This is a genomic window from Nocardia yamanashiensis, assembly GCF_021183565.1.
Lineage (GTDB): Bacteria > Actinomycetota > Actinomycetes > Mycobacteriales > Mycobacteriaceae > Nocardia > Nocardia yamanashiensis.
This window is the reverse complement of the sequence record NZ_CP089226.1, coordinates 4,991,541-4,995,535: the sequence shown is the minus strand read 5'-3', so window position 1 is coordinate 4,995,535 and position 3,995 is coordinate 4,991,541. Positions and strand designations below refer to the sequence as shown.

At 65.9% G+C, this 3,995-nt stretch carries 5 protein-coding genes; 3 read left to right on the top strand and 2 right to left on the bottom strand.

Annotated elements, in window-relative coordinates:
* Nucleotides 1-162: 162 nt before the first annotated feature.
* Nucleotides 163-735, top strand: a complete 573-nt coding sequence (locus LTV02_RS23690; RefSeq protein ID WP_233033925.1) for a Uma2 family endonuclease — start codon at nt 163-165, stop codon at nt 733-735.
* A gap of 181 nt (nt 736-916) precedes the next feature.
* On the opposite strand, the gene LTV02_RS23685 is transcribed toward LTV02_RS23690, so the two are convergent.
* Nucleotides 917-2,080, bottom strand: coding sequence for a GDSL-type esterase/lipase family protein (locus LTV02_RS23685; protein WP_233033923.1), 1,164 nt, complete (start codon nt 2,078-2,080; stop codon nt 917-919).
* 108 nt (nt 2,081-2,188) lie between these two features.
* On the opposite strand from LTV02_RS23685, the gene LTV02_RS23680 reads away from it, so the two are divergent.
* Both LTV02_RS23680 and LTV02_RS23675 read left to right on the top strand, forming a co-directional pair.
* Nucleotides 2,189-2,662 carry a MarR family winged helix-turn-helix transcriptional regulator gene (locus LTV02_RS23680; protein WP_233033921.1) on the top strand — a complete coding sequence of 158 codons (474 nt, stop codon included), beginning with the start codon at nt 2,189-2,191 and terminating at the stop codon, nt 2,660-2,662.
* A 35-nt stretch (nt 2,663-2,697) separates the two neighbouring features.
* Nucleotides 2,698-3,114 (top strand): RidA family protein, encoded by a 417-nt coding sequence (locus LTV02_RS23675; RefSeq protein ID WP_233033919.1) that lies wholly within the window; start codon nt 2,698-2,700, stop codon nt 3,112-3,114.
* Between the two features lie 4 nt (nt 3,115-3,118).
* Here the strand turns inward: LTV02_RS23675 and LTV02_RS23670 are convergent, their stop codons facing one another.
* Nucleotides 3,119-3,904 carry an alpha/beta fold hydrolase gene (locus LTV02_RS23670; RefSeq protein ID WP_233033917.1) on the bottom strand — a complete coding sequence of 262 codons (786 nt, stop codon included), beginning with the start codon at nt 3,902-3,904 and terminating at the stop codon, nt 3,119-3,121.
* Between the last annotated feature and the right edge of the window lie 91 nt (nt 3,905-3,995).

The following is a 3,995-nucleotide window of genomic DNA, read 5'->3' as shown; positions in this document are numbered from 1 at the left end:
TCCGAAGACTCGCCGGTAATGAACATGTGTTCGATTCATTACCGGCGAGTCGTGCCGCTGGATCGGCTACGGTCTCCGGGCATCGGGGTTCGAACTTGCTGAATGTGCGACAAGGGGTGGTTTGCGGTGGCGCAACCGATACCTGAGCTGGACAATTCGACTATGCACGTGCCCGCTTCCGATCGCTGGACGGCCATCGACCTCGACTATCTGCCGGAGAACGGTCTCAGATACGAGGTCCTGAATGGTCAGCTCGTCGTGAACGCAGCACCGAAACCACTGCATCAGTGGGTCGTATCGAAGTTGGAACGCGCGATAGCCGCCGCCCTACCTGATGACTTGTTCGGGTTGCAGGGTGTGGGTGTTCTCATCGGCGACGACGAACCGATCCCAGATCTGGTCGTCTACTCCGGTGAGATCGATATGGAGGGCCGGGGAATTCCGGCCGACCAGGTTGTTCTAGCCGTTGAGGTGGTCTCCAAATCGACCACGATGACCGACCGCACGGTCAAACCGGAACTGTATGCGGAGGCCAAGATCCTCAACTATTGGCGTGTCGAGACCTACCGATTCAAGGGTCAGCTGCCGGGGGAGGCATTGCCGGTGCTGTTCGCATTCCAGCTCGCTGAGACCGGTGAGTACGAATTGACGCACCGGGCACCAGCGGGGAGGGAAACATTCTTGACCTCGCCAGTCGAATTGACGATCGATCCGGCCGTTTTGTTTCCACGCTGACCTGCGTATTCGTTTCTCCAGGAAGAAGATTCACCACTACTCGGAAGAACGGCGTCAGCGAATCCGAAATCGGGTAGCGGACTACTGCCGCTTTTCGGGCGGGGACTCGCCAGGCTGGATGGGCGGGCAGATACCGGGACCGAGCCACCCGGATCTGCCCGCCTTTCGTCGAGAAGCGGGGTCAGTGGGCTCCGGCGAGACCGGGCCGCGGGGTCGCGGTCAGGGTGAGGGCGGTCAGATCCACCGATGCGGCGATGGCGTCATGGCCGGCGTCATTGAGATGCATACCGTCGAAATCGAATTCGGGGCGGATGAAGTCCGGGCGCTCCGGATCCTCCACCGCCGCGGCGGGATCGAAGACGGCATCGAACACATCGGTCCCGCGCAGCCACTCGTTCACCTGCCGGCGCACCGGAATACCCTCGGCCACATTGAGATTCGGGTAGTACGCGCCGCCGAACGGTCCGATGGTATTGGCGTAGATCGGCAGCCCCGCCGCGTGCGCCAGCCGTGCCAGCTCCGTGTATCCGGCGATGAGCTGCTCGGCGGGCGTGGTGGCATCGTCCAGGATCAGGTCGTTGATCCCGAAGTTCACCCACACCGCCGCCACGCCCGGCACCGAGAGCACATCCCGCTCGAACCGCGCCAGCCCGCGCTCGCCGATCTGATCGGTCACCAGCCGGTTCCCGCCGATGCCCTGATTCACCGTCCAGCCCAACGGCAGTCGCGCGTTCAGCCGATCCACCGACCGCCGGTTCGCGCCGTGCGTGGAACCGACGCCCTCGAACCAGGAGTCACCGAACGCGACCAGCACCGGCGTCCCGGCGTCGGCGAGGACGTCCACGCCGGTCAGCACGAATCGGGAGGTGTGCTCGGCGGCGTCGGGCAGGGCGACCTCGCCCGTCCGGTCGCCCGCCGCGATCCAGCTGGTCTCCACCGGGATGTGCGCGAAAGCGGTGTCACCCGTGGCCGCCGGGAAGTACAGGCTGACAACCACATCCGTGCCCGCCGTCACCGGCAGCTCGACCGGATCGCTGACCGCGTCCCCGTGCGCCGGAATCCGCAGCTCGGCCGCACCGTCGAACAGCAGTGCCGCATCCGTCTCCGCCACGATCGCATTGCCGCTGTCGCGCACCGCGATCCGCGCCGACCCGATCACCAGTTCGTGCTCGGAGTAACGGTTGGTCAGCCGCACCCGCACCGCCGACCCGCCCCCGGCCAGATGCGCCACCTGCCGCACCGTCTCCCCGTCGAATCCACGCGGCGCGGCCAGTCGAATCCGCTCCGCCGGATTCACCAGCGGCGCCCGGAACCCGGCCACCCACTGCCGCTGCGCCTCGCTCATCGGAACCTCCATTAGTTGCTGTGCGGAATATTGCGTTGTCAACAATCTACAAGAATTGTTCCGCGTGTCAACTATCCGCACTGAAAGTTCATGGTTTACGCTGGTCAAGTGGACACCAAGCAGCTCTTCGACGATCCTCGACTCACTGCGATAGGCCTCCTGTACGAGGCTCACGACGGCATCCTCGCCAGAATCGAGTCCACCTGGAAGGGCAACGGGCTCTCCGCGCTCGACCTCAACGCCCTCACCCGCCTCACCCGCTCCCCGGGCCGCAAACTCCGCATGACCGACCTGGCGAAACAAACCAACCTCTCCACCAGCGGCGTCACCCGCCTAGTGGATCGCCTGGAGCGCAACGGTTTCGTCCGCCGCGAATCCGACCCCACCGACCGCCGCAGCTCCTATGCCGTCCTCACCGCTGCCGGCGCCACCCGGGTGGCGCGCATCCTGCCCGCCTACCTCGAAGGCGTGGACAAATGGTTCACCAGCCTCCTCACCCCCGACCAGCTCACCGACCTGCTGGCCAGCCTCCGCATCATCCGCGACGCCACCCACCCCGAAGCCGCACAGGTGACGCAATAACCCACCCTGTCGGTCGACCTGCCTACGCTGCCCCCATGAGCCTCGTAACCCACATCAACCCCGAATCCCTACCCGCCAGCCCGGCTTTCAGCCAGGCGGTCCGGGTTTCGTCGGCCGCCGACACCATCTATGTGGGCGGCCAGAACGGCATCGACGCGTCGGGCCAACTGGTGGGCCCGACCCTCAAAGAACAATCCCGCCAGGCCCTCGCCAACGTCCGGGCCTGCCTCGTGGCAGCGGGCGCCGACCTCGAGAACATCGTCAAGTGGACCATGTTCGTCGCCGCCGGCGAGCCGGTCCGCGACGGCTACGAGGCTTTCCTCGAGATCTGGGGCGCCCGCACCGCCCCGCCGCCCGCCATCACCGTCCTCACCGTCGCCGCCTTCGCCCGCCCCGGGGTGCTGTGCGAAATCGAGGCCATCGCAGCGATTCCCAGCTCGTCGCAGGGCTGAGCGATCACCCCATCGCTGTCCGAAGCTGATGTTGCGCGGCGAAGGACAGCAGCGGGGCGGCGGTGCGCTGCGGGTCCTCGAGGTTGGGCGAGTGGCCGACGTCCGGAAGCAGGAGAATCCTTGCCCCGGGCACGGTTCGATATCCCACGGCAGCGGACGGACGCCACCGGGTGTCCTCCTCCCCGAAGATGACCAGCAGCGGTTTACCCAGGGGTGCAAGGCGTTCCGGTAGTGAGCGCTCGTTGAGATACGCGAGGTTCGCCTGGGACGCAGCGGCGAACACGGTGGGGTCGATCGCGCGGAACTGCTCCACATATTCCTGCGGGATCCGAAAACCCGGGCTGAATGCCGACTGCATCAACTGCCGGAACTGGTCATCGGTCAGGCTCGACCAGGCGATCGGTGGCCCGCTCGGCGTCTCCGGAACCGTGCAGGCTTCCAGGTCCGGCCCGAAGTCGATGATCACGACGGCGGTCACGAGATCCGGCCGCTGCTCGGCCAGCGCGGTCGCCACCGCCGCACCACTGGAGTGACCGACGGCGACCACCTGCCCGACGCCGAGCTGATCTATCGCCGCACCGACCCGCCCGGCCTGATCGGCAACCGTATAGATCACCTCGCCCAGCCCGGAAGACCGTCCACAGCCGAGCAGATCCACCCGGATCACCCGATGCGATCCGGACAGCAAGGGAACCATCGGATCCCAGGACCGCCCCGACGCGGCAGTGCCGTGTATCAGTAGCAGTGCGGGTGCATCGGCCGGACCGTCCTGGCTCACATGAATTGTCATACCCTGCACTCTCCGCGCAGGTAGTGAGCTTTGAATTGGACAAATGTTCCGCACCGCCAACCCTCGGCCCCCAGCCGAACTCCACCGCAAC

Excerpts from the sequence above, each read along its gene's own strand:
- LTV02_RS23675 (WP_233033919.1), top strand. The coding sequence starts at position 2,698 with ATGAGCCTCGTAACCCACATCAACCCCGAATCCCTACCCGCCAGCCCG.
- LTV02_RS23685 (WP_233033923.1), bottom strand. The coding sequence starts at position 2,080 with ATGAGCGAGGCGCAGCGGCAGTGGGTGGCCGGGTTCCGGGCGCCGCTG.
- LTV02_RS23690 (WP_233033925.1), top strand. The coding sequence starts at position 163 with ATGCACGTGCCCGCTTCCGATCGCTGGACGGCCATCGACCTCGACTAT.
- LTV02_RS23670 (WP_233033917.1), bottom strand. The coding sequence starts at position 3,904 with ATGACAATTCATGTGAGCCAGGACGGTCCGGCCGATGCACCCGCACTG.